This window comes from Sphingobacterium sp. 2149 (genome assembly GCF_031455655.1).
In the GTDB taxonomy this organism is placed as follows: Bacteria; Bacteroidota; Bacteroidia; order Sphingobacteriales; family Sphingobacteriaceae; genus Sphingobacterium.
This window is the reverse complement of sequence record NZ_JAVDTD010000008.1, coordinates 130,202-153,190: the sequence shown is the minus strand read 5'-3', so window position 1 is coordinate 153,190 and position 22,989 is coordinate 130,202. Positions and strand designations below refer to the sequence as shown.

The following is a 22,989-nucleotide window of genomic DNA, read 5'->3' as shown; positions in this document are numbered from 1 at the left end:
TGAAGATTCAATTGAATCTTCCTTTGAAATGCAAAAAAGCGGCTTTTTTATATAAAGCCGCTTTTTATAACTGAACCCCTATCGGTTTTATATGCCGTTTATCTAGATGCTATCGCTCAATATCCTTTAAACTGCTCATTTTCTTATATTCCAAGAATCCTTTGATATCCTCAAAATGCTCACGGACACGTTTGTTTCCAAACTCGAAGACTTTTTGCGCTAAGCCGTCCAAAAAGTCACGGTCGTGTGAAACAAGGATCAATGTGCCATCAAAATCCTTCAATGCATCTTTGATAATATCCTTGGTCTTCATGTCCAAATGGTTGGTAGGCTCATCGAGAATCAATACATTCACTGGTTCCAAAAGAAGTTTTATCATGGCTAAACGCGTTCTTTCTCCTCCAGATAACACTTTCACCTTTTTGGTCGTATCATCGCCACTAAACATAAAAGCGCCCAAAAGATCTTTCATCTTAACACGTACTTCACCTACTGCGATTTGATCAATGGTATCAAAAACGGTCAGTTCACCATCCAGCAATGCCGCCTGATTTTGTGCAAAGTAACCAATTTTCGCGTTGTGCCCAACCTTTAACGTCCCTTCGAAATCGATTTCACCCATAATTGCTTTGATCATCGTCGATTTACCCTCACCGTTTTTCCCTACAAAAGCCACCTTTTCTCCACGTTCGATAACCATATTTGCTTTCTGAAAGACGACATGATCGCCATAAGCTTTCGTCAGATCTTCCACAATAACCGGATATTGGCCCGAACGTGGAGATGGCGGAAATTTAAGGCGCAGCGCTGAAGTATCCACTTCATCGATCTCAATAACTTCCAATTTTTCCAGCATTTTTACACGCGACTGTACTTGCAAAGTCTTTGAATATGTACCCCTAAAACGGTCTATAAACTCCTGGTTGTCTGCAATAAAACGTTGCTGCTCTTCATACGCTTTTAACTGATGCTGACGGCGCTCCTGACGTAATTCCAGATAATGACTGTACTTGGCGCGATAGTCATAAATCCGTCCCATCGTCACCTCGATGGTCCGATTCGTAATATTGTCGACAAAAGCCCGGTCGTGAGAAATAACAATAACTGCTTTCGCCGAATTGACCAAGAAGTCCTCAAGCCATTGAATACTCTCAATATCCATGTGATTGGTAGGCTCATCCAATAAAATCAAATCTGGCTTTTTTAGTAATATCTTAGCCAACTCGATGCGCATACGCCAGCCACCAGAAAATTCAGAGGTCTGTCTAGTAAAATCCGTGCGCTCAAAACCAAGACCCTTCAAGACCTTTTCAACCTCAGCATCATAATTGACTTCCTCAATCGAATAGAACTTCTCACTTAATTCAGATACCCGTTCGATCAATTGCATATAATCATCAGATTCATAATCCGTACGAATATTCAACTGCTCATTCAAGCCTTCCAGCTCATCACGCATTCCGTAGACTTCTTCGAAAGCCTTAGATGTCTCTTCAAAGACAGTCACATTATCCTGTGTCAGCAAATGCTGTGGTAAATAGGCTATAATCGCATCCTTTGGCCCCGAAACATTACCTGTAGTTGGCTTTCCTGCCCCCGCTATAATTTTCAACAAGGTAGATTTACCAGCACCATTTTTGCCCATCAATGCGATCTTGTCATTCTCATTAATCGAGAAAGATACATCTGAAAAAAGAGTCGTTCCCCCAAAGGAAACGGAAATATTATTTACGTCAATCACTGTATGTTCACTTAATTTTGGCACAAAGATAAGCGAATCAATCTTATAAATAGACAATGGTGCATTTTTGTGTATCTTTGCGCCATGCGTTTTGATATTATTACGGTCTTACCAGACCTACTTGAAAGTCCATTTGCACACTCAATTTTGCAACGAGCGAAGAATAAAGGTCTGGCTGAAATACATGTTCACAACTTAAGAGACTATTCAACCAATAAACACAAAAGTGTAGATGATTATCCCTACGGCGGCGGATCCGGTATGGTTCTTCAAATCGAGCCTTTTGCAAAGTGTATTGAGCAACTGCAATCCGAACGTGTATACGATGAGATCATCTATATGACTCCAGACGGTGAAACATTCAATCAGGATATTGCGAACGGACTATCTACAAAAGGAAATATGATGATCCTCTGTGGACATTATAAGGGAATTGACCAACGTATTCGTGATATCTACGTAACAAAAGAAATTTCGGTCGGCGATTACGTGCTATCTGGAGGAGAACTTCCAGCCGCAATTGTTACAGACGCTATTATCAGATTAATTCCTGGAGTATTATCAGACGAAACTTCCGCTCTTTCCGATTCATTTCAGGATGGATTGCTCGACGCACCGATCTATACACGCCCTGCAGAGTGGAAAGGCCATAAAGTACCTGATATTCTACTCAGCGGTCACGAAGCAAAAATTGCCGCATGGAAAGATGAACAACAGTTGAAAAGGACACAAGAAAGACGCCCTGATTTATTAAATGATTAAGAAATAAGCGGAATTTTTGTTTTTTTGTCACAAAAAGTTTGCTTATTTATTTTTTTTTATAAATTTGTGTAATAATGACACGAAGATATACAAATACAAATTGGTGGTGGCCTGGAGCAATAAGCATCGGGAATCAATTGGTATTGTTATAATATTTCATAATCAACCAAAACCATTTATGGAAATTCCAACCCCGATGCTAACCAGTATCGGGGTTTTTTTATGCATGAATTTACAACAAGAAGATAAGACACATAAAATGAAGTATACATTCAAAACACAAAGCAGAAAGTTGCTTGCGGATACAACTACGCCAGTGAGCATCTATCTTCGTCTAAGAGATATCTTTCCAAACTCATTGCTATTGGAAAGCTCCGACTATCATAGTCGCGACAATAACATTAGCTACATCTGTTGCCAGCCAATTGCTGGGATCCAGCTCGACGAAAAAGAGCTAACGCTTACGTATCCTAATAGAGAGCGTATCGTAAAAAATGCGAAGGAAATCGAATTACGTCGGGAAGTATCCGATTTTAGAAATTCCTTCGAAGACCATACAATCGCCGAACTTAACCTCATTTCCAATGGCTTATTTGGATATTTCACCTTCGATTGTATCGAACACTTCGAAGATATCAAACTGACTACTTCAGCAGATCCGGCGCGGAAAATACCATTTATGCAATATCATATCTACAAATATGTCATTGCTATTGACCACTTCCGAAACCAACTCTACATTTTTGAACACCTGCTGGATGATGAAGAATCAGAACTGGAAAGAATGCAGTTTCTTATTCAGAACAAAAACTTTCCTGAATATTCCTTCAAGCTTGCCGGTGAAGAAAGCTCCAATCGTACCGATGAAGAACACCGTCAGTTGGTCAAAAAAATGAAAGAACATATCCAACGCGGTGACGTCTTTCAGATTGTTCCATCCCGGGGTTTCCGAACTCCATTCTCGGGAGATGAGTTCAATGTCTACCGTGCATTGCGCTCCATTAACCCTTCGCCTTACCTATTCTATTTTGATTATGGTGATTTTAAACTATTCGGATCATCGCCTGAGGCTCAGTTGCGCATCCACGGCAAACAGGCAACCATCTTCCCTATTGCCGGAACCTTCAAAAGAACCGGAAACATGGAGGAAGACCAAAAAATTGCCTCTCGACTAAAACAAGACCCGAAAGAGACATCCGAACATGTGATGTTGGTAGACCTCGCCCGTAATGATCTGAGCAGACACTGTACCCAGGTAAAAGTAGAATCGTATATGGAACCACAATATTACTCGCATATTATCCATCTGGTCTCCAAAGTAACGGGAACATTAAAAGATAACATCAATCCGTTTGACATTGTAGGCGATACGTATCCCGCCGGCACACTGTCGGGGGCGCCAAAACATATGGCATTGACTTTAATCGATCGCTATGAAGGATTGCAACGTTCTTTCTATTCCGGTGCAATTGGATTTATGGGTTTTAACGGAGACTTTAATCACGCCATTATGATTCGTTCCTTCCTAAGCAAACAAAACACCCTTCATTACCAAGCCGGCGGTGGCATTGTTCTCGATTCAGACCCTGAAATGGAACTTCAAGAAGTAAATAACAAAATTGCTGCTTTGCGAAAAGCATTACAACTAGCAGAAACGTTATGATCAGACCACTGGAATACTGTGTCAACAAGAAACATATTGATGTTTCAATAGATACCATAGATAGCCGCATTGTAGAACTCTTAGCATTGCGGAACACCTATATTGAGAAAGGTAATGCTTTAGAAAATGAACTAGCCGAAGAACAATCCCCGATTAGGAATTTAAACGGTCATTATGCAGTCTTGGCAAAAAAATTTAATTTGCCTACTGAATTTATTCAATCTATATTCCACGAGATTGAAAACTATGTTAATCAAGATTTTATAGCAAAAGGTTATGAGCAACAATAAAATAGTCGTTATAGACAACTACGATTCCTTCACCTACAACTTAGTCCATTTATTACAGGAGTTAGACCAAGAGTACGTTGTATGGAGAAATGATAAATTTAAACTGGAAGATATTGATGCTTTCGATAAAATACTTCTTTCGCCGGGCCCTGGTATTCCAGAAGAGGCGGGGTTATTGCTTGACGTCATCCGTACATATGCCCCTCACAAAAGTATATTGGGTATCTGCTTAGGTCAGCAGGCTATTGCAGAGGTTTTTGGTGGGACGTTGTTCAATATGGAAAAACCTTTGCACGGTGTAGCAACAAATATCACCGTTGTTGATCAATCGGAAAAATTGTTTCAAGATTTTCCAAAAGATTCGAAAATAGGTCGCTACCATTCGTGGGCAGTAAATAAGGATACATTGCCGAGCGTACTTAAAGTTACGGCAGTAGACGAGAATGGCATTATCATGGCCTTGACACATACCGAATACGATGTCCGAGGGATGCAGTTTCACCCCGAATCGGTATTGACGACGAATGGAAAAAAGTTAATTGAAAACTGGTTGGGAATCTAAAATTTATAAAAATGACTATACTGGATAAAATCATTGAAAGAAAAAAGATAGAAGTGGAAAAAGCAAAAGCTTCAGTTCCCTTCGAGGAGTTATTAAACTATCCCTATTTCAGCGTTGCTTGCCTATCGTTGAGAGAGTCTATTCTTGATCCTGAAAAAACAGGAATAATAGCCGAGTATAAAAGAGCATCACCATCAAAAGGAGAAATCAACAGTACCTCCACCGTAGAAGATGTTGTCAAGGCCTATGAAGAAGCCGGTGCTTCAGCAGTTTCTGTCCTTACTGACGGAGAGTTTTTCAAAGGAAATTTAGCGGATCTATCTAAAGCGCGTGAAGCAATCAGTATCCCTATCTTAAGAAAAGAATTTATCGTGGATAAATATCAGATTACTGAAGCTAAAGCCTATGGTGCAGACGTTATCCTTTTAATCGCTGCATGCCTGAAAAAGGAAGAAGTACAGGAATTCGCAGCATATGCTAAACAAATTGGCTTAAATGTCTTGCTCGAAGTACACAATGAACAGGAGCTATTAGACAATCTTTTCGACGACATTGATGCCATCGGTGTCAATAATAGAAACCTAAAAGATTTCACCGTCGATCTACAACATTCGTATGATCTTTTGGATAAGATTCCATCCGAATACATCAAAGTGTCTGAAAGTGGCATCTCCGATCCTAAGACGATTAAAGCATTAAAAAAGGCTGGTTTCCAAAGCTTTTTAATCGGTGAAAATTTTATGAAAACCACAGATCCGGGGAAAGCGATCAAGGATTTCATAAAAGAAATTTAGAAATTATTTAAAACGAATCTAAATAAGCCTATCTTTGCGTCAGAACAAGCAGCGAACTGGTATTTTGGAAAAAGAGTTTTTTATTATAGATAAAGCAGGTTTTGAGCAAATATATCTTCAACACTGGGAAGGTATGTTTGCTTTTTGCCTGAGCAGTATCAAGGATGAAGAGCATTCCAAGGAAATCGTACAGGATGTTTTCAAATCGCTTTGGGAACGGCGTGATGAACTTCGTCTCATCGAGGTTGAACGGTATCTGATCAGATCGGTAAAACTCAAAACATTTGAATACATTCGCAATAAAGTATCCCGGCAGCAACACCTGGACAATATTTCAAATACGCGCGAAGAGCATTATGTGGATAATTCGTTGATCGCCGACGAACTGGCGAAGAAAATATCAATGCTGATAGATAGTCTGCCCAAACAATGTAAAAATGTTTTCCGCATGAGCAGGGAACAGGGACTCACTAATAAGGAAATTGCACATAAGCTCTATATTTCAGAAAGAGCGGTAGAATATCACATTTCAAGAGCATTAAAAACATTAAAAACAGAACTAACGGAATATATATCCTAAATTTAGCTATACAAAAGAAATCCTGTACTTTTGTCAGGAAGTATATTATATGAAGATAGACCATAAACTCATAGAGAAATATCATTTAGGCCAATGCTCTCCAACAGAAAAAATTCTTGTGGAAGAATGGTTATTGGATGATACCCTCGATTCAGAGCCCCTGTCTATTTCCATCGCTAAAAAAACAAAATTAGAAACAGATATCTGGGACCAGCTGAGCGCCCATATTGATCAGTCAGACGTTCCGGCAACAATTCCCCAGAAAAAATACAGTTTTAAATATATCGGAGTAGCCGCCACCATTGTTTTTTTACTATGCTTTGGTTTTTATTGGTTCGGTAAAGACTCCGGCAAAGCAGCTGCCATTTTCGAAAACCGCACTAGCACCGGATTGAAGTACATCAATCAGAATAACTATAATATCATTCTGGGTAAACATGCAAGTGCTGAAATCAATACAGATACCGGAGAATTCAAAACTTCGGGTAATATGATGTTCATCCCCAAAAAAAACTTTGCCTTTAGCTTTTCTGGAACAGATAAAAAGAAGGAGTTCAAACATGGGGAAATATATTTTGTATTAAAACCACAAAAAAATGGCAAGCAAGTAATAATCTCCAAATCGGAACTTACCTTTTTAGCCCCGACCATCCAACACGAACTGAAAATACAATTTAATATCATCTAAATAAGAAGAACCTCAATTAGTCCATACACTCATGCTCTCCAACCGCTTCACGCTATTCTTATCCTTGTTATTACTCCATTTGGTAATAAGCTGTGGAACAGATGACGGAGAACAAAATGCAGCCGGAAAGTACAGTCTTTATACGATGAATAAGGATCTCAGCAATACCATCCTGACGACAAATACGGTGGATAGCGGGAATCTGACAATTTCGAAAAATGGAATCGACGTTTCTACAAAACTTTTTGATCGAAGCATCATCGTTAAGGACAAGCATTTTTATTTTTTAAGAGCGGGAAAATTCAGAAAATATACACTTGAATCAAACGGATTAAAGGGAATTGCACAGTTGGCGATGCAAGATCAGCATATTGAAAATATAAACTGGCTTGATCGAGACACATTGCTCCTATTTACTTCGGACAACAAAACAAATCGTCGGCTATGGATCTATAAAATTGCCGTCCATGATTTCAAAATCAATCAACAGCAAGAGATAAAACTACCTTCGGCCGCAGCGGATTTCAATATCCTATCTGTGGGCTTTGGCACGGTACATCAACAGCAATTGCTGGTCGGTTATACGTTTAATAAAGTAATCAACGAAACTGACTTCACCACAATAGACACCCTATACGTCGCAACATTGGATAAGGCGACTTTACGATTGAAAAATATACAAAAGGATATACGATCCACTTACCCCGGTGGAGTTAATACGGTACAGTCTTACAGCTTTCATGACGAAAATGGGAACTTCTATTTTATGTCCTGTCCGGGCATAGCGCTGGGCAACAGTCCGTCGAAACCTACCGCAATTTTCAGAATTGACAGCAATTCCACCCACATCAACCCTACTTATTTTCTCAATCTAACAGCCAAAACGCACAATCATGCTTATGGCATGTGGTATTTGGGCAACAATCAGGCTATCGTCCGTAGTGAACGTAGAGACCGCTACACCGACTTTAGCGATCATCATTCCACCTATCAATTTGAGTACTATGTGGTCGATCTTATCAGCCAAACCACAACAAAATTAAACTTACCTTTCGACAAGGGGACACGCAAAGAATCTGTTCTCGTTGAAAATGGGAAAGCCTATATCACCATAGACGATGCAAAGGATCAGCATCAAGTTTGGGTCTATGATATCACATCAAAAAATATTCAGGTGGGTCTTACCCTAGATCAAGCGACCGATTTTATTGTACGAATAGACCGATTAAACTAAATTTTCGACTGATATTCAGCTTATTAAAAAATAATATCATTTATTTACTTTTTTGACCTTCGGTAAATTTAGAGTTACGCTACTTTTCTATGTGTAATTAATCTAAATAAAATAATGTCAAAATTTAAAATAATATGGTTAATCGTATTCTTAATCATATCTCAATCTTCTTTTGCCCAACAGGTAGCTGAACTCAAAGGTAAGATTGTGACAGCTTCCAATGAACCAATTGAAGGAGCTTCCATTACATTTAGAGAAATCAAGCAGGGCGCAAAAGCTGATCAAGATGGAAACTTTACAATAAAGGGCATTCCATTTGGAATATACCAGATCAATATCTCTGCTGTTGGTTATAAAACTTTACAAAGAAAGTTTAGAATTAATCAAGAACATGAAATCCTCAGAGAAATACAGCTGACCGCAAAAAATAATGGGTTAGAAGAAGTAAAAATTAACGGAAAAACAGCAGGTAAAAAAATAAAAGATTCCGGTTTTAATGTCAACGTCATTGAAACAAAGCAATATGCAAATACCAATTCCGATGTCAACCAAATTCTAAACAGAAGCACAGGGGTAAAAATTAGAGAACAAGGAGGACTAGGATCAAAATATTCCTTTTCGCTGAACGGATTATCAGGAAATAACATCAAATTTTTTATTGACGGCGTGCCAATTGAATCTTTCGGAAGCGGTATGAGCCTAAACAATATGCCGGTCAATATTGCGGAACGAATCGAGGTTTACAAAGGTGTTGTGCCTGCCCATCTAGGCTCAGACGCTCTTGGAGGAGCAATCAATATCGTGACCAACCGTGATTACAAAAAATCTTTGGATGTGAGTTACAGCATCGGCTCATTCAACACGCACCGAGCAGCGCTGAGTGCTGGATATAAACATCCAAAAAATGGACTAATGGTCAACCTTAATAGTTATTACAACTTTTCAAACAATAACTATTTAATGAAAACCAATCCTAAGGCAGGAGTCTACATACTTGCTCCCGTAGATGCCTCGAGATTTGACACATTACAATCCGCAAGACGCTTTCATGACGATTATCGCTCATTCATGACCCAGGTCGAGGTTGGTGTGAGCAACAAAAAATGGGCCGATATCGCTGTTTTAGGATTAACCTATAACGATGTCTACGATCAACAGCAGACTGCGGCAACACAGGAACGGGTCTTAGGACAAGTATTTAGTAAAAATCATACATTAACACCCAGTTTAAGGTATAGAAAAGACAAACTCTTCTTTGAGAATCTATCAGCCACTGTATACGCCAACTATTCAAGGGGTGAGAATGTGATCACCGATACGAGTTCACGGACTTATTATTTCTGGAATGGCCTTCCTACGGAATATAGTCCCACGGCTGGGGAACTTAATAGCTATAAATCAATTATTCACCAAAAGATCAACAATAGTTTTTCTCAGCTTAACCTGAACTATAAACTGGCAGCGCAACATCTCATCAATTTCAATTATAATTTAAACACCAATAAACGCGAAAATTATAATGAAATAGACCCCTACAATGATTTTTATAATATTACCAATCAAATCATCCGCACTAATGCTGGATTAAATTATCAGCAATTTTTATGGAAGGAAAAAATCAACAACTCGTTTTTCATAAAAGAATATGGACTATCAGGCAAAACCAATACTTCAGAAAAAACGTCGAAAAATTACTTAGGTTATGGGACAGTAACAAATATCAGATTTGGAAGTAGTTACGGAATAAAATTATCGTATGAGCATGCTTATCAATTACCATCCTTTACACAACTCTTCGGAGATGGACTCAATATAATGCCGAATGAGAAATTAAGGCCGGCCAACAGCGACAATTACAATCTAAACCTCTACTACGTTACAGCCTTTGGAAATCATCGTATAAACTTTGATGCTTCCACCTACTATAGAAATGTAAAAGACTATATCATCAGTAAAATGTATGATACACCGCAAGGACAAAAACAGTTAGCCGAGAATGAAGGTGGAGTGAAGGTGAATGGCGTCGATTTTGAGATTAAATATGGTTACAAATCAGATTTTATGGCGGTATTCAATATGAGTTATTATAATGCTGTCGATCGCGAGCGTTTTGATAATAACAACAGAGAAAAAATTACCTACAAAAACCGTACACCGAATGAACCTTGGCTATTCGGGAATCTGGATATCAGTTACGGCCGAAACAATTTATTTGATAAAAAAGATAATCGAATACAGTTAAACTATTATTTGCAGTTTATCAATAACTATTCACTAAGCTGGTCCAAATTAGCTGAAAAATCGACAAAAGATTATATCCCCGCGCAATGGTTGCACAACATCGCTGCAACCTATTCTTTCAATAATAACCAGTACAACATCACTATCGAAGGGAAAAACCTGACCGATCAAATTGCGTATGATATTTTCAAGCAACAGCGCCCCGGGCGTTCGGTGTATCTAAAACTGCGTTATCTGATCCAATCCACACATTAAAAAATAATTTAAAATTTCATATTATGTTAAAATCAATCACAAAAAGTGTAGCTCTGGTCGCTCTGGCTGGCATGACGCTTATGAGCTGTAGCAAATCAAATCCAGATCCTGCCGAACCAACAGATCCCACTGAAGAGGTAGGTGGGAACTTTGCAATTAAGTTTAGTACAGACAATGGATCTTTTATGCTTCCGGTAAAAGACTTAATGTCCGGCACAATATCTCCAGTAGGGGCAGGTACAGATGTTACAAGCATGTTTCCATGGGAAGAAAATGTGATTCAAAAAGGGAAATATTTTTATTCAATCGATCCAAACGCTTCTAAATTTGGTAAATATGCATTTGAAAACGGTGTACTAAAGACTATTCAAGTTATCCCATTTACTAAATTAACCACTTTGTATATCGGTTGGCATAGCTGGTTAGATGATGACCGTCTAGCTGTAGGCCCACGTAATAGCAATGAATATGCTATTATCAATACCAAAACAATGACCGTAGAGGCAAATGGATCAATAACTTCTGAAAATGATATCCCAAAAGATCACAGTATGCGTATTTACGCATTTCTTCCCCAGGGAAATAAGATTATATTAGGCTACTGCTTGTACAATAATGTCACTAAAGTGAGTTATGACGTCACGTACACAGGCGCTGTTGATTACCCTTCTTTTAAGAATTTCAAAAAAACAGGTGAGGACAACCGTTCAGCACCAGTAGGCCCTGTAAGAAACGGCTATTTCCATAAATTCAAAGAAAACGGTTATACTTATCTCCAGACATACACAATGCCAGCACTGGGTGGTGGTAAAAATATGCCTACTGGATTCTATCGTATCAAAGATGGCGACGACAAATTAGATCCCAACTACTTCTTTAACATCAGTCAATACCAAGCTGATGACAACCAACTGGGCGTTGCATATCTAGGTAATGGGAAAGCTTTGCTCATCAGTGCCCATGACACAAAAAACAATGTTAAAGAATGGAATGATTGGTGGTATGCTGCAATGTGGGAATACCTAATTGTCGATGTAAATTCTCAAAAAGTAATCAAAAAGCTAGATTTTCCATTGGTAAGTAATTCCCGTTCGGCCGTTGTTGTAAATGGTAAGGCATATATTGCGGTGAATGATCCCAAAGCGGATGCCATCTACATCTGGGAATATAATCCCACGACGGACAAATTAACAAAAGGGGCGAAAGTACTTGGCGGTGATGCTGATACACCAATGATCTATAATTTAGATTAATCGCCTTTTCAATAGGGCAACGCTTATTGCCCTATTGAATACATTTTAAATCTCTCCAATATTTAATACTATTATGCTCAGTAAAATTAATGCCTGGTTACACCTCTGGCTAGGCTTGGCAGCGGGTATTCCCGTTATTATCTTAGGAATTACAGGCTGCGTACTTGTCTTTGAACACGATATCAAAGAATTGACCACAAACTATATTCAGGTCGCACCGCAAAAATCAGAAGACCAGCTTCCACCCTCTGCGATCTATAAATCTGTTAAGGCTGTACTTCCCGATCATGAAATTGGGAGCTCCTGGTATTACGGACTGGACAAGTCGGTCAAAGTAAGCTTAGACCATTCCGATAGCCTGGTCTATGTAAACCCCTATACAGCCGAAGTCATGGCCATTGTTGATCACGAGGATTTTTTCCATTTCATGGATGAAGGTCACCGTCATCTTTGGATGCCTGTAAAAATAGGTCGACAGGTCGTTGGCTGGAGCACCTTCATTTTTTTTATACTGCTGATCACAGGCTTGATATTATGGTGGCCGAAGAAATGGAACCGTAGATCCAGAGAACAAAGTTTCACCGTCAAGTGGAAAGCAAAATTCAAACGTGTCAATTATGACCTCCATAACGTATTGGGCTTTTATACACTAACAATCGCATTGGTCATGTGCTTTACAGGACTAATTATGAGTTTTCCCTGGATCCGAAGTTCTGTCGTTTGGATGACGGGAGGTTACCCCAACAAACCGAAGACGGAAAAGAATAATAAATCTGAGCTTCAGGATCAACCGCTAAATGATGCGCTGGTAGTCGCGGATCAAATCTGGTATAAAGTACGTCACGAGTATGCAAAATTCAATAAAGAAGCTGTCATCGTACACTATCCTGAAAAGGAAGATAAAACGGTATATGCCTGCACAGACATGGCCAACGGAAGCTGGAGAGACCTTACTTTTGACCGTTATACCTTGGAATTAACCGGACGCAAGCAAGGGCCAATTGATGAGGCCAATACCACAGAATGGCTCATGCGTTCTAATTACGCCTTGCATACCGGTTTTATCGGTGGAATGACCACCAAAATCATTTACTTCATCGCATCGCTTATCTGTGCGACTTTGCCTATAACAGGATTTTACATCTGGTGGGGAAAGAAAAAAAAGTCAACAAAAAAATCAAGACGTACACAATTAGCAACAACTTAATCACATCACCATGCCTTATATCCTCCGTTATCTATTAAGTCTCCTTTGGGTCTGTACTTTATTTACGAGCCAGGCCCAAAAAACAAATCATATCAAAGGACAGACTGTGGGCGAAGATAAACAGGCCATTCCTTATGTAAGTATTTCGCTTTATCACGTCAAAGATGGCACCCTAGCTAGTACGGCAGCCTCAGATAGTACCGGAAATTTCAGGTTCACTAACTTAAAAGCCGGCACCTATTTTATTAAAGTCAAAAGTCTTACACACCAGGATACTTTCAGTCCTCACTTCAGGCTGGACGAACATTTTGACGAATATGATCTTGGCAAGATCCTCTTATTACAAAACAATGCTTATCTCGCAGAGGTCGTCGTCGAAAGAAAAAAACAATTTATCGAACAGCAACAGGACAAGCTGGTTTTCAATATTGAAAACTCAACGCTCGCGGACGGCAACAACGGACTGGAATTACTCAGCAAGATTCCGGGCATCGCGGTCGACGAAAGTGGCTCGCTAAGTATTAAAGGTAAATCTGGAGCTACGGTCATGATCAATGGGAAAATTACATACCTGTCTGCCGATCAATTGGCCAATCTCCTGCGAAGCACCTCCTCAATGGATATCAATAAAATCGAGGTTATGTCCAATCCAAATGCAAAACAGGACGCCGCTGGATCCGCAGGTATCATCAACATTGTATTAAAGAAAGGACTCAAACAGGGGTTTAATGGTTCCGTATCGGCTAATGCCGGTGCCGGTAGAGGAGCACATCTTGGCGGAACTTTAAACCTCAATTACCGTACAGAAAAAATTAATGTATTTGGAATTTATAATCAGTATTTCCAGAATCTGGAATACTATAACTCGCTTACACGTTATTTTTATACCGACCGCGGATCCGATCCTGATTCTTATTCGCAGCAGGAAAACACCATTCAGCCCAAACTCCGATCTAATAATTTTAGAGTCGGCATGGACTACAGCATAAATTCCAAACAGACGATAGGCTTCTTAATTAACGGAGGATTTGGAAAATATCCGAAGTACGAACCCACCACGAATAGTCTCAGGAATTTTAATACCGATAATTTAATATCGGCATCCACTACCGTCACCGAAGGCAAGGAGCGCTGGCGAGATATGCTGTACAACTTCAATTATAATTTAAAGCTTAATGATAAAGGTCATGAACTAAAACTAGATCTTGATTTCGTTGACCATTATTCAAAAATGGATCAGCAGCTGAATACGGCATATCACAATGTGGGAACTTCAACATCGCTTGCAAATTCCTCAAGAATCGGTGATATCCCCTCAGACAATCAGGTTTATGTTGCCAAACTGGATTATACACTTCCGCTTCCAAAGGAGTACAAACTCGAAGCTGGCTGGAAGAGCAGTGATGTGCGCACTGAAAACGATCTACATTATGATACATTACAAAATGATCAATATGTTCCGGATCTGGGCACAAGTAATCACTTTATCTACAAAGAGACTATCCATGCGGGCTATGTAAATCTTTCAAAAAGCTGGTATAAGTTTTCAACGCAATTAGGCATTCGGGGAGAATACACCCGTACACGTAGTCATCAAATCACATTGAACGAACAATTTGAAAGATCTTATTTCAAACTATTCCCAGCAGCATTTTTCACTTATACAGCCAATGACAATCATAAGGTACAGACCAGCTACAGCTATCGCGTACAACGGCCTTCGTTTTGGGATTTAAATCCATTCAGGGTATACACAGATCCTTTTTCCTATGCTGAGGGAAATTCGAACTTAAACCCGGCCTATGAACACTCTTTTGAATTAGGTTATACTTACGCAAGCAAATATGTCTTAACGCTGAATTATGCACAGCGGTCAAATGTTGTCAACGAAATATTGGGAAGAGATTCGCTTAACCCATATATCACTTTTGAAAGGCCCGAAAATATAGGCTCTTTTAAAAATTATGGGATCTCTTTTATTGCCCCGACCCAATTGACCAGCTGGTGGTCGGCAACCCATTTTGCGAACTATTATCGGAATGAATATGAATTGCCACAAGAAAATGAGCTAATTGTCCGCAAGGGAAATACATTAAGTCTAAACAGCCAAAATTCGTTCAAATTGCCTAAGGATTGGTCTATCGAATTGGGTGGCAACTATGTGTCTGGCTTAACGGTAGGAATCAGTCATATCAAAAGCTACGGACAGATATATTCCGGCATCCAAAAAAACTTCCTCAATAAAAAAGCCACGCTGAAATTAGTGGTTAATGACATTTTCAGAACCAATAATCGACGATATGAAACGATCTCGCCAACGATCAGGCTCATTGGTAGATCTAATCCCGACAGTAGAACTGCCATCCTATCTTTCAGCTACCGTTTCGGTGGTTCTCAAAACACAACGGCACAACGCACTACGGGTTCCGAAGAAATCAAAAGTCGACTCTAAACTCATGACAGTTCGCTAACTTTATACTAATACCAAATTTTGTACCTTTGTAAAAAAAAATTGAAGATGTCGGTCAAGATTGGTGAAAATATTGATTTGGGTGAATTCCCTTTGTTACTTGCTCCGATGGAGGATGTCAGCGATCCCCCATTTCGGTATGTTTGCAAACAAAATGGTGTTGATTTAATGTATACTGAATTCATTTCCTCAGAAGGGCTGATTCGTGATGCGGCTAAATCTGTTCAAAAACTTGATATTTTTGAATATGAACGGCCTATCGGTATCCAGATATTCGGTGGAGATATTGAAAGTATGCGCCAATCAGCTGAAATCTGCACAAAAGCAAATCCAAATCTAATCGACATCAATTACGGCTGCCCTGTTAAGAAAGTGGTCTGTAAGGGAGCCGGCTCTTCCTTATTGCAAGACATTGATAAAATGGTTGCGATGACCAAAGCTGTTGTTGAAGCAACTCATCTACCCGTTACAGTAAAAACACGTCTTGGCTGGGATGACAATACCAAAAATGTATACGAGGTAGCAGAGCGATTGCAAGATGTTGGCATAAAAGCATTAGCAATACATGGCCGTACCCGTGCGCAATTGTACAAAGGTCAGGCTGATTGGTCCATGATCCGTGACATCAAACGCAATCCGCGCATTCAGATTCCAATTTTTGGTAACGGTGATGTGGATTCGGTGGAGAAAGCCGCGGCCTGGAGACAAGAATATGAGGTTGATGGCATTATGATTGGTCGTGCTGCAATTGGTTACCCATGGATCTTTAGAGAAATCAAACATTTCTTCCACACAGGTGAGCGCCTGGAGGGGCCTACTATTGCCGAACGTGTCGAGGTATGTAAAACACACTTAAACAAATCCATTGAATGGAAAGGTGATAAATTAGGGATTTTTGAAATGCGGAGACATTACGCAAATTATTTCAAAGGAATTCCAAATTTCAAAGAATCCAGAATGAAACTTGTCAGCTTACAAACGCAAGACGAGATTTTGGATGTACTCCATGATATTGAACATACCTTCGAAACTGAAGTATTTTAAGATTTTTCAATACATAAAAAAGGGGACAACCAAATTTAAGTTGTCGCCTTTTTTATGTATTGAACAAACCAGCTATTTTCTTCGAATTAATTTCATCAGCCCATTCTTTTCAAGAATAAAAGTGAAGCCCAATAATAACAATAGCATCCCATTGCCTATCCAGATGTTACTATGAAAAACTTGAAAGCTCATCCATGAAATCAGAAGCCCTACCCCAAGATAAATGGCAATTTTTATCAATTTATAAGGTATAGGATAATACATCTGACCCCAGTACAGTGAAAAGCCAATCATCACCAAGTACACCACTGTCGTAGACAAAACAGCCCCAACATAGGAATACACTGGAATCAGCCAAACATTCAGCATAATCGTTAATAAAGCTCCTATTCCTGAAATATAGAGTGCATATCGTGTCTGGTCTGTCAACTTGTACCAAATTGACAGGTTCATATATATCCCTAGTAGTACATAGTTAAACAGTAGAATTGGAACAATTTTGAGTCCGGTCCAGTAGACAGCAACTTCCGATTCATTTCCTTTAATGAAGTACTTAAGCCAATCGAGATTAACGGTTAGTCCAACCATTGCAATGACCATCAAAATAACAAAATACTCCATGATTAGCGCATAGGTTTTCGATGCATTCTGATTTTTCGAATACGAAAAGAAAAATGGTTCTGCCCCTAGCCTAAAAGCCGTAACAAATAAGCTTAGAAATACGGCCAATTTGGCAACCGCACCATAGATACCTAATTCGTCTTTCCCAGTCTCTCCGGGCAACAATTTCAGAAAGAACATTTTGTCTAGATTCTCATTAATAATAAATGAAATATTAGCGACTAAAATTGGGAAGCTATACGTTAACATTTCATGCAGTAATTTTCGATCTAGATTGAATCGGAAAGTGAGCAACTCGGGCAGTAGTAGGATTAATGTAACAATACTCGCGAAAAGGTTGGAAATAAAGACATAGCCAATCCAGCCTTCTTTAAACCATGTTCCGGCAAAATCAGCCCAAAAGCTATACTGGTGAACCCAATCAGGCAAGAAATAAATGAAGAACAGGTTTGAAATCACCGTAACTCCAATATTAACGAATTTTAGTGCGCTATATTTATAGGGCCTTCCTTCAGCGCGAAGTTTTGTAAATGGGATAACGGCAAGCGCATCAGCAACAAGAATAAAAGCGAAATATTTAATATATCGCTCATACAGATCAACATCGCCACCATCTGCAAACCATGCTGCAATGGGCCGCGTAAATACAAAGACAGATAACAATAAAATAAACGAAGTGACTAACGTAATAAAGAAACTATTATTGTATACTTTAGATCTATCTTGTGTTTCGACCTTTTGCAAATAGCGAAAATATGTCGTCTCCATACCAAATGCCAGCACAGCATTCAACATAGACATCCAGGCATAAAAATTAGAATAGATGCCGTAGACTGCCGCATCTTTAAATTTCCTCAGATAAAGCGGCGTCATCAAAAATCCTATCATTCTTGAAACGATAGTCGTTATACCGTAAATGAAGGTATCGCTGAGAAATTTTTTGATCGTAGACACTGGGCTTAGGATTGAACTCTTTTAACTACTTCAAAATTAGAAAAGCTTTTCAGTTCGCCTTCCTCTATTTCTACACTTTCAACAATTGCACCTTCGGGGCCTTCTTGGCAGAACTCCAACAGTGAATCCAGTGCAAAATCATCGCCCTCAGCTTCAATATAAACGGAACCATCTTTTAAATTGACCACAAAGCCCCTGACACCAACTTGATCAGCAACTGCCTTGGTTGTCAATCTAAAAAAGACCCCCTGTACTTTACCTCTTATTGAAATATTCAAATGTTTCATCTGTAACTTATTTTTTCTTCCATCTGTCAGATGGAGCAATCCATGACTATAATTTCATTCGTATAGTCATGGGTTGTTCATTAAAAACAAAAGTACAGAAGTTTTGGGGAATAAAATACTAGGCTAAGCGTTTTACCTTCACATCATCAGTCAAGCGCATATGTTCCATCCCCTGAAGCAATACAACACCTGGCTTTTTACCGACCTCCAATGATCCAAATTCGTCCTGAATATTTAACGCAATAGCACCATTAATCGTGGCCCATTGTATAGTCTGTAAGAAATCAAGATCCTCGAAGTGTGCATGTAACACCTTTAGTTCCTCCAGAATGGACAGTGTATCGTTGGAAGCTAAACTATCGGTTCCGATCACAATACGTTGTCCTGCATTTAAAAAATTCTGAATTTTAGGTAGAACCCCCTCAATATAAAGGTTAGCTTTCGGACATAAACACCACGTGACGTCACGCCCCATACGCTCAACAAAATCAAGATCTTTTAAAGACGTATAGGTATTATGAACCAACAACAATTTATTTGGGTAAGGCAAATAAGGCAAATAAGATTGAATTGAATTTCTTGCCTGCGCTTTTATCGTATCTGCATTTTTTCCAATACTTTTATAAAAGTCTAAAAATTCGCCCATTTTATAACGGAACAACTTATTCTCTTCCTCACTTTCCTGATTATGAATACTGATAATGTTTGTTTCCGGAACTATTTTCTTGAATTTTTTAAAAAGTACCTTAGAGCAAGAATAGGGAGCATGTGGCGTGATAGATACATGACCATTCCTAAACTCTTGGATCAATGATTTCGCTTCCTTCAACTTAAAATCAGCTTCGTCTGGCTCAATTCCCATCACCTCTACAAACGTGTGATACAGGATTTCAGAATCCTCCTTCAATTTTGAAGAATTATCCGTATTAGCATGATCACCTACTGCGACAATACCATTTTCGTACATCTCTCTGTCGGCTTTTGCCATCGCTTCATCTATTTTCTTCATCGAAGCCGAACGCGTTGTCATCACCTTACTCAAAAAGCTCGGAAGACCTGTACCTTTGGCAACAATACCTTTCATATGCGACAATTCAATGTGGCAATGTGCATTGATAAAACCCGGAATTATAACCCCTTCGTATTTCTCGACCTGACCGTTATCCATCGGTGTAAATGACGTTGGGTCAAAGATCCCTTGAATTACCCCCTCCTCATCTACCGCAACAATACCATCTTTTATCGGCATCGAGCTAATCGGTAGAATATAATTAGCGCTTAAATATTTTAACATTTTATCTCCTCACTATCGATTTAGTAACTAAAATTTTGACCTGTATGAATACATACCACTAGTAGAAAATTTCATGCCAAGGTACCTAAAAAGAACAATATATACCAAAAACAACAATTTACATAAAATATTAACCAAAAAGAAATAACAACAAACATCTTCCTTGTTTAATTTGTCATAAAATACTTCTTTATATAACATTTCAATTTTTAATCTATATATTCGCAGCATCAAATAGGGGTGCCTTGTTTTGTCAGGAACACAAATACAGGCTGAGATTATACCCAACAGATTAAATTCTGTACACCTGATCCAGATAATGCTGGCGTAGGGAGAGGTTAGTTAAATAGTGCGATCATAGTAACCCCTTGCTATGATTTGTTTAACTCAAACAAAATACATTACCATGATCAAATTTTTGATTTGTAGCTCTTTAGCTACTATTTCGACCCAAATTGCCATTGCGCAGCAAAATCTGACAATTAAAACTGTAGATAAGACCAGCCAAAACCCTTTACAAAACGTTTCCGTATCCATTGATGGACAAGCTTCCTTCAACGGTCAGTCAGACAACCATGGAATAATTAAGCTCTATCATCTCAATACCGGGCAACATCATATACAGATTTCCTCTGTCGGATATAAAACATGGATCCGCAATGTAAACGTAAAAGATAATATGGAACTACTGGTCGAATTAGAACCCACTACCATACAAATGGAAGAGGTACTTGTCCAATCCACACGTGCTAAAAGAAATGCTCCTACAACCTTCAAAAACATCTCAAAAGAGGAAATTACCAAAAACAACCTCGGACAGGATATCCCTTTTCTTCTTAACCAAACACCATCCGTACAGGTAAATTCAGATGCTGGAGCCGGCATCGGTTATACCGGGATGACCATCCGCGGATCAGATAATCAACGAATCAACGTAACATTAAATGGCATTCCACTAAATGACGCGGAGAGCATGGGCTCATTTTTTGTCAATCTTCCTGACTTTGCATCTTCCACAGAGAGCATCCAAGTTCAACGTGGCATTGGCACCTCAACGAACGGCGCGGGATCATTTGGAGCCTCATTAAATATTCAGTCCAACACACTGGCCGAAAATCCCTATGCAGAACTTAATAATTCTTTTGGTTCTTACAACACGTGGAAAAATACAGTGAAGGTGGGCACTGGACTAATAAATGACAAATTTGCATTCAATGCCAGATTATCGCGAATCAGTAGCGATGGCTATATTGAAAGGGGGAGTTCAGACCTACAATCTTTCTATGTGGATGGTGGTTATTATGGTAAGAAACACATCCTAAAAGGAATTGTATTCTGGGGAAAAGAAAAAACATATCAGGCCTGGAATGGCGTTCCCGAACCGTTAATTACTGGAGATCGGTCACGTATGGATGACTATGCCGATAACGCGCTCGAAATATCGGGAGCTGAAAAAGATCGGTTTATGAATGCTGGTCGTAACTATAACCTGTACACCTATAAAAACCAAACTGATAATTATACGCAAAAACATCATCAGCTTCATTACACCAATATCTTGAGCGACAAGTTAACATTTAATACCGCCCTCCATTATACCAGAGGTTATGGCTACTATGAAGAAATGAGACCTGGCGATAAATTGAGTAAATATGGCCTGCCCAATGTGATTATCGGAAAAGATACCATACAAAAAACAGATCTAGTCCGCAGAAGATGGTTGGACAACTATTTTTATGGCCTGACCTACTCCCTCAATTATAAACCCAACGATCAGCTGGAGATTACCTGGGGTGGAGCCTACAATCAATACAGAGGGAAGCATTATGGTCAAGTCATATGGGCACAATATGCCTCAACAGGATTTTTGGATGACAACTACTACTTCGGAAAATCACAAAAAAATGATTTCAGTAATTTCCTAAAGATCGATTACAAATTGGACCAATGGATTCTTATGGCTGATGTCCAATATAGAAATGTAGACTATCACATATATGGCGATGACGATAAGGTCAAAAACTATAACTATCACCCAAAATTCAATTTCTTAAACCCAAAAGCGGGCGCAACTTATCTCTTAAATGATTATTCAAATGTGTATGCTTCCTATGCCTTTGCGCAGAAAGAGCCTGTTCGCAAAGATTTTATAGAAAAAAACAGCAGTTTACCTGATCCAACACCTGAGAAAATGCAGGATATAGAATTTGGTTACCGATTTGCAAACGAAAAACTTAACATCGGGTTGAACGGATATGGGATGTTTTACAAAAATCAGCTGATTCCAACTGGCGAAATCAGTGATACAGGCTCTCCGATTCGCCAAAATGTCAACGATAGCTATCGGATTGGCATCGAGTTCGATGGTTCATGGACCATCAGTAAACAGCTCAACTGGAAAGCAACTGCGAGTTTTAGCCAAAATAAAATCAAAAACTTTGAAGAGGTAATTGGTGATACACGAATTTTTTATACAAAAACGGACATCGCATTGTCTCCAGCAACTATCTTGTCAAGTAATTTCTCTTATAGCCCTATAACACCGCTTACATTTTCACTTTTATCCAAATTTGTAGCTAGACAATACTTGGATAATTCATCTACAAAAGAAAGAAGCATTTCCTCTTATTTTGTCAACAATCTTTTGGCAAACTATAGCTTTACAGCATTGGGCTTTAAAAACATCAGTGCAACATTACAGGTCAACAACATATTGAACGAGAAGTATGAGGCTAATGGCTACACTTTTGGCTGGATGGAAGGTGATAGCCGGAAATACTATAATTTTTATTTCCCACAAGCACCAACGAATTTCCTATTGGGCCTTAACTTCAAATTCTAGCATATTTTTATAAGAACTTGATCATCCCAAAGCCGATAACATCGGACAAACCGCACTGAAGATGTTTTCTGAACAAACACTTCTAAAAGAAATCTCTCTTTTCTCCGAAGGAAAAAAGAGAGATTTCTTTTTATATGGTAGATAAAATTGAATTTCTGATCGCGTTTGACAATTGGAATTTTTACCTTTGGTTTTATACTTTTCATT

Annotated in this window: 18 protein-coding genes and 1 riboswitch; of the genes, 14 read left to right on the top strand and 4 right to left on the bottom strand. The window is 39.0% G+C overall.

Features of this window, described 5'->3' with window-relative positions; translation table 11 throughout:
- Positions 1-109: 109 nt before the first annotated feature.
- Positions 110-1,741: an ABC-F family ATP-binding cassette domain-containing protein gene (locus tag J2X77_RS13055; protein WP_209577822.1), complete on the bottom strand. Its 1,632-nt coding sequence runs from the start codon at positions 1,739-1,741 to the stop codon at positions 110-112.
- A gap of 84 nt (positions 1,742-1,825) precedes the next feature.
- Between J2X77_RS13055 and trmD the strand changes: the two genes are divergently transcribed.
- From trmD to dusB, 13 genes are all read left to right on the top strand, one after another.
- Complete coding sequence (gene trmD, locus J2X77_RS13050; protein ID WP_209577610.1) at positions 1,826-2,503, top strand: tRNA (guanosine(37)-N1)-methyltransferase TrmD; 678 nt, start codon at positions 1,826-1,828, stop codon at positions 2,501-2,503.
- 259 nt (positions 2,504-2,762) lie between these two features.
- Entirely contained in the window at positions 2,763-4,166 is a 1,404-nt protein-coding gene (locus tag J2X77_RS13045; RefSeq protein WP_209577609.1) for an anthranilate synthase component I family protein, read from the top strand.
- The gene (locus tag J2X77_RS13040; RefSeq protein ID WP_209577608.1) at positions 4,163-4,456 is read left to right on the top strand and encodes an isochorismate pyruvate-lyase; all 294 of its coding nucleotides are present in this window, start codon (positions 4,163-4,165) and stop codon (positions 4,454-4,456) included. The genes J2X77_RS13045 and J2X77_RS13040 overlap by 4 nt, the downstream gene beginning before the upstream one ends.
- Positions 4,443-5,018, top strand: a complete 576-nt coding sequence (locus J2X77_RS13035; protein ID WP_209577607.1) for an aminodeoxychorismate/anthranilate synthase component II — start codon at positions 4,443-4,445, stop codon at positions 5,016-5,018. The genes J2X77_RS13040 and J2X77_RS13035 overlap by 14 nt, the downstream gene beginning before the upstream one ends.
- Before the next feature lie 11 nt (positions 5,019-5,029).
- The gene (trpC, locus tag J2X77_RS13030) at positions 5,030-5,812 is read left to right on the top strand and encodes an indole-3-glycerol phosphate synthase TrpC (protein ID WP_209577605.1); all 783 of its coding nucleotides are present in this window, start codon (positions 5,030-5,032) and stop codon (positions 5,810-5,812) included.
- A gap of 34 nt (positions 5,813-5,846) precedes the next feature.
- Positions 5,847-6,392 (top strand): RNA polymerase sigma-70 factor, encoded by a 546-nt coding sequence (locus J2X77_RS13025; protein WP_310081056.1) that lies wholly within the window; start codon positions 5,847-5,849, stop codon positions 6,390-6,392.
- A 49-nt stretch (positions 6,393-6,441) separates the two neighbouring features.
- Entirely contained in the window at positions 6,442-7,080 is a 639-nt protein-coding gene (locus J2X77_RS13020) for a hypothetical protein (RefSeq protein ID WP_209577603.1), read from the top strand.
- Positions 7,081-7,111: 31 nt separating this feature from the next.
- Positions 7,112-8,314 (top strand): DUF4374 domain-containing protein, encoded by a 1,203-nt coding sequence (locus J2X77_RS13015; RefSeq protein ID WP_209577602.1) that lies wholly within the window; start codon positions 7,112-7,114, stop codon positions 8,312-8,314.
- Positions 8,315-8,428: 114 nt separating this feature from the next.
- The gene (locus tag J2X77_RS13010; protein ID WP_209577600.1) at positions 8,429-10,810 is read left to right on the top strand and encodes a TonB-dependent receptor; all 2,382 of its coding nucleotides are present in this window, start codon (positions 8,429-8,431) and stop codon (positions 10,808-10,810) included.
- Positions 10,811-10,833: 23 nt separating this feature from the next.
- A complete protein-coding gene (locus tag J2X77_RS13005; RefSeq protein ID WP_209577598.1) occupies positions 10,834-12,063 on the top strand; it encodes a hypothetical protein in 1,230 nt (409 codons plus the stop codon).
- Between the two features lie 73 nt (positions 12,064-12,136).
- Entirely contained in the window at positions 12,137-13,270 is a 1,134-nt protein-coding gene (locus J2X77_RS13000) for a PepSY domain-containing protein (RefSeq protein ID WP_209577596.1), read from the top strand.
- 10 nt (positions 13,271-13,280) lie between these two features.
- The gene (locus tag J2X77_RS12995; RefSeq protein ID WP_209577595.1) at positions 13,281-15,722 is read left to right on the top strand and encodes a TonB-dependent receptor domain-containing protein; all 2,442 of its coding nucleotides are present in this window, start codon (positions 13,281-13,283) and stop codon (positions 15,720-15,722) included.
- A gap of 66 nt (positions 15,723-15,788) precedes the next feature.
- Positions 15,789-16,784 carry a tRNA dihydrouridine synthase DusB gene (gene dusB, locus J2X77_RS12990; protein WP_209577593.1) on the top strand — a complete coding sequence of 332 codons (996 nt, stop codon included), beginning with the start codon at positions 15,789-15,791 and terminating at the stop codon, positions 16,782-16,784.
- Between the two features lie 72 nt (positions 16,785-16,856).
- Here the strand turns inward: dusB and J2X77_RS12985 are convergent, their stop codons facing one another.
- The 3 genes from J2X77_RS12985 to J2X77_RS12975 form a co-directional block, all read right to left on the bottom strand.
- Positions 16,857-18,293, bottom strand: coding sequence for a lipopolysaccharide biosynthesis protein (locus tag J2X77_RS12985; RefSeq protein ID WP_293938432.1), 1,437 nt, complete (start codon positions 18,291-18,293; stop codon positions 16,857-16,859).
- Positions 18,294-18,364: 71 nt separating this feature from the next.
- The gene (locus J2X77_RS12980; RefSeq protein WP_209577591.1) at positions 18,365-18,646 is read right to left on the bottom strand and encodes an acylphosphatase; all 282 of its coding nucleotides are present in this window, start codon (positions 18,644-18,646) and stop codon (positions 18,365-18,367) included.
- 118 nt (positions 18,647-18,764) lie between these two features.
- The gene (locus tag J2X77_RS12975) at positions 18,765-19,940 is read right to left on the bottom strand and encodes an amidohydrolase family protein (RefSeq protein ID WP_209577589.1); all 1,176 of its coding nucleotides are present in this window, start codon (positions 19,938-19,940) and stop codon (positions 18,765-18,767) included.
- A 226-nt stretch (positions 19,941-20,166) separates the two neighbouring features.
- Positions 20,167-20,292, top strand: a riboswitch (TPP riboswitch).
- Between the two features lie 54 nt (positions 20,293-20,346).
- Between J2X77_RS12975 and J2X77_RS12970 the strand changes: the two genes are divergently transcribed.
- Complete coding sequence (locus J2X77_RS12970; RefSeq protein ID WP_209577587.1) at positions 20,347-22,782, top strand: TonB-dependent receptor domain-containing protein; 2,436 nt, start codon at positions 20,347-20,349, stop codon at positions 22,780-22,782.
- The last annotated feature ends 207 nt before the right edge of the window (positions 22,783-22,989 follow it).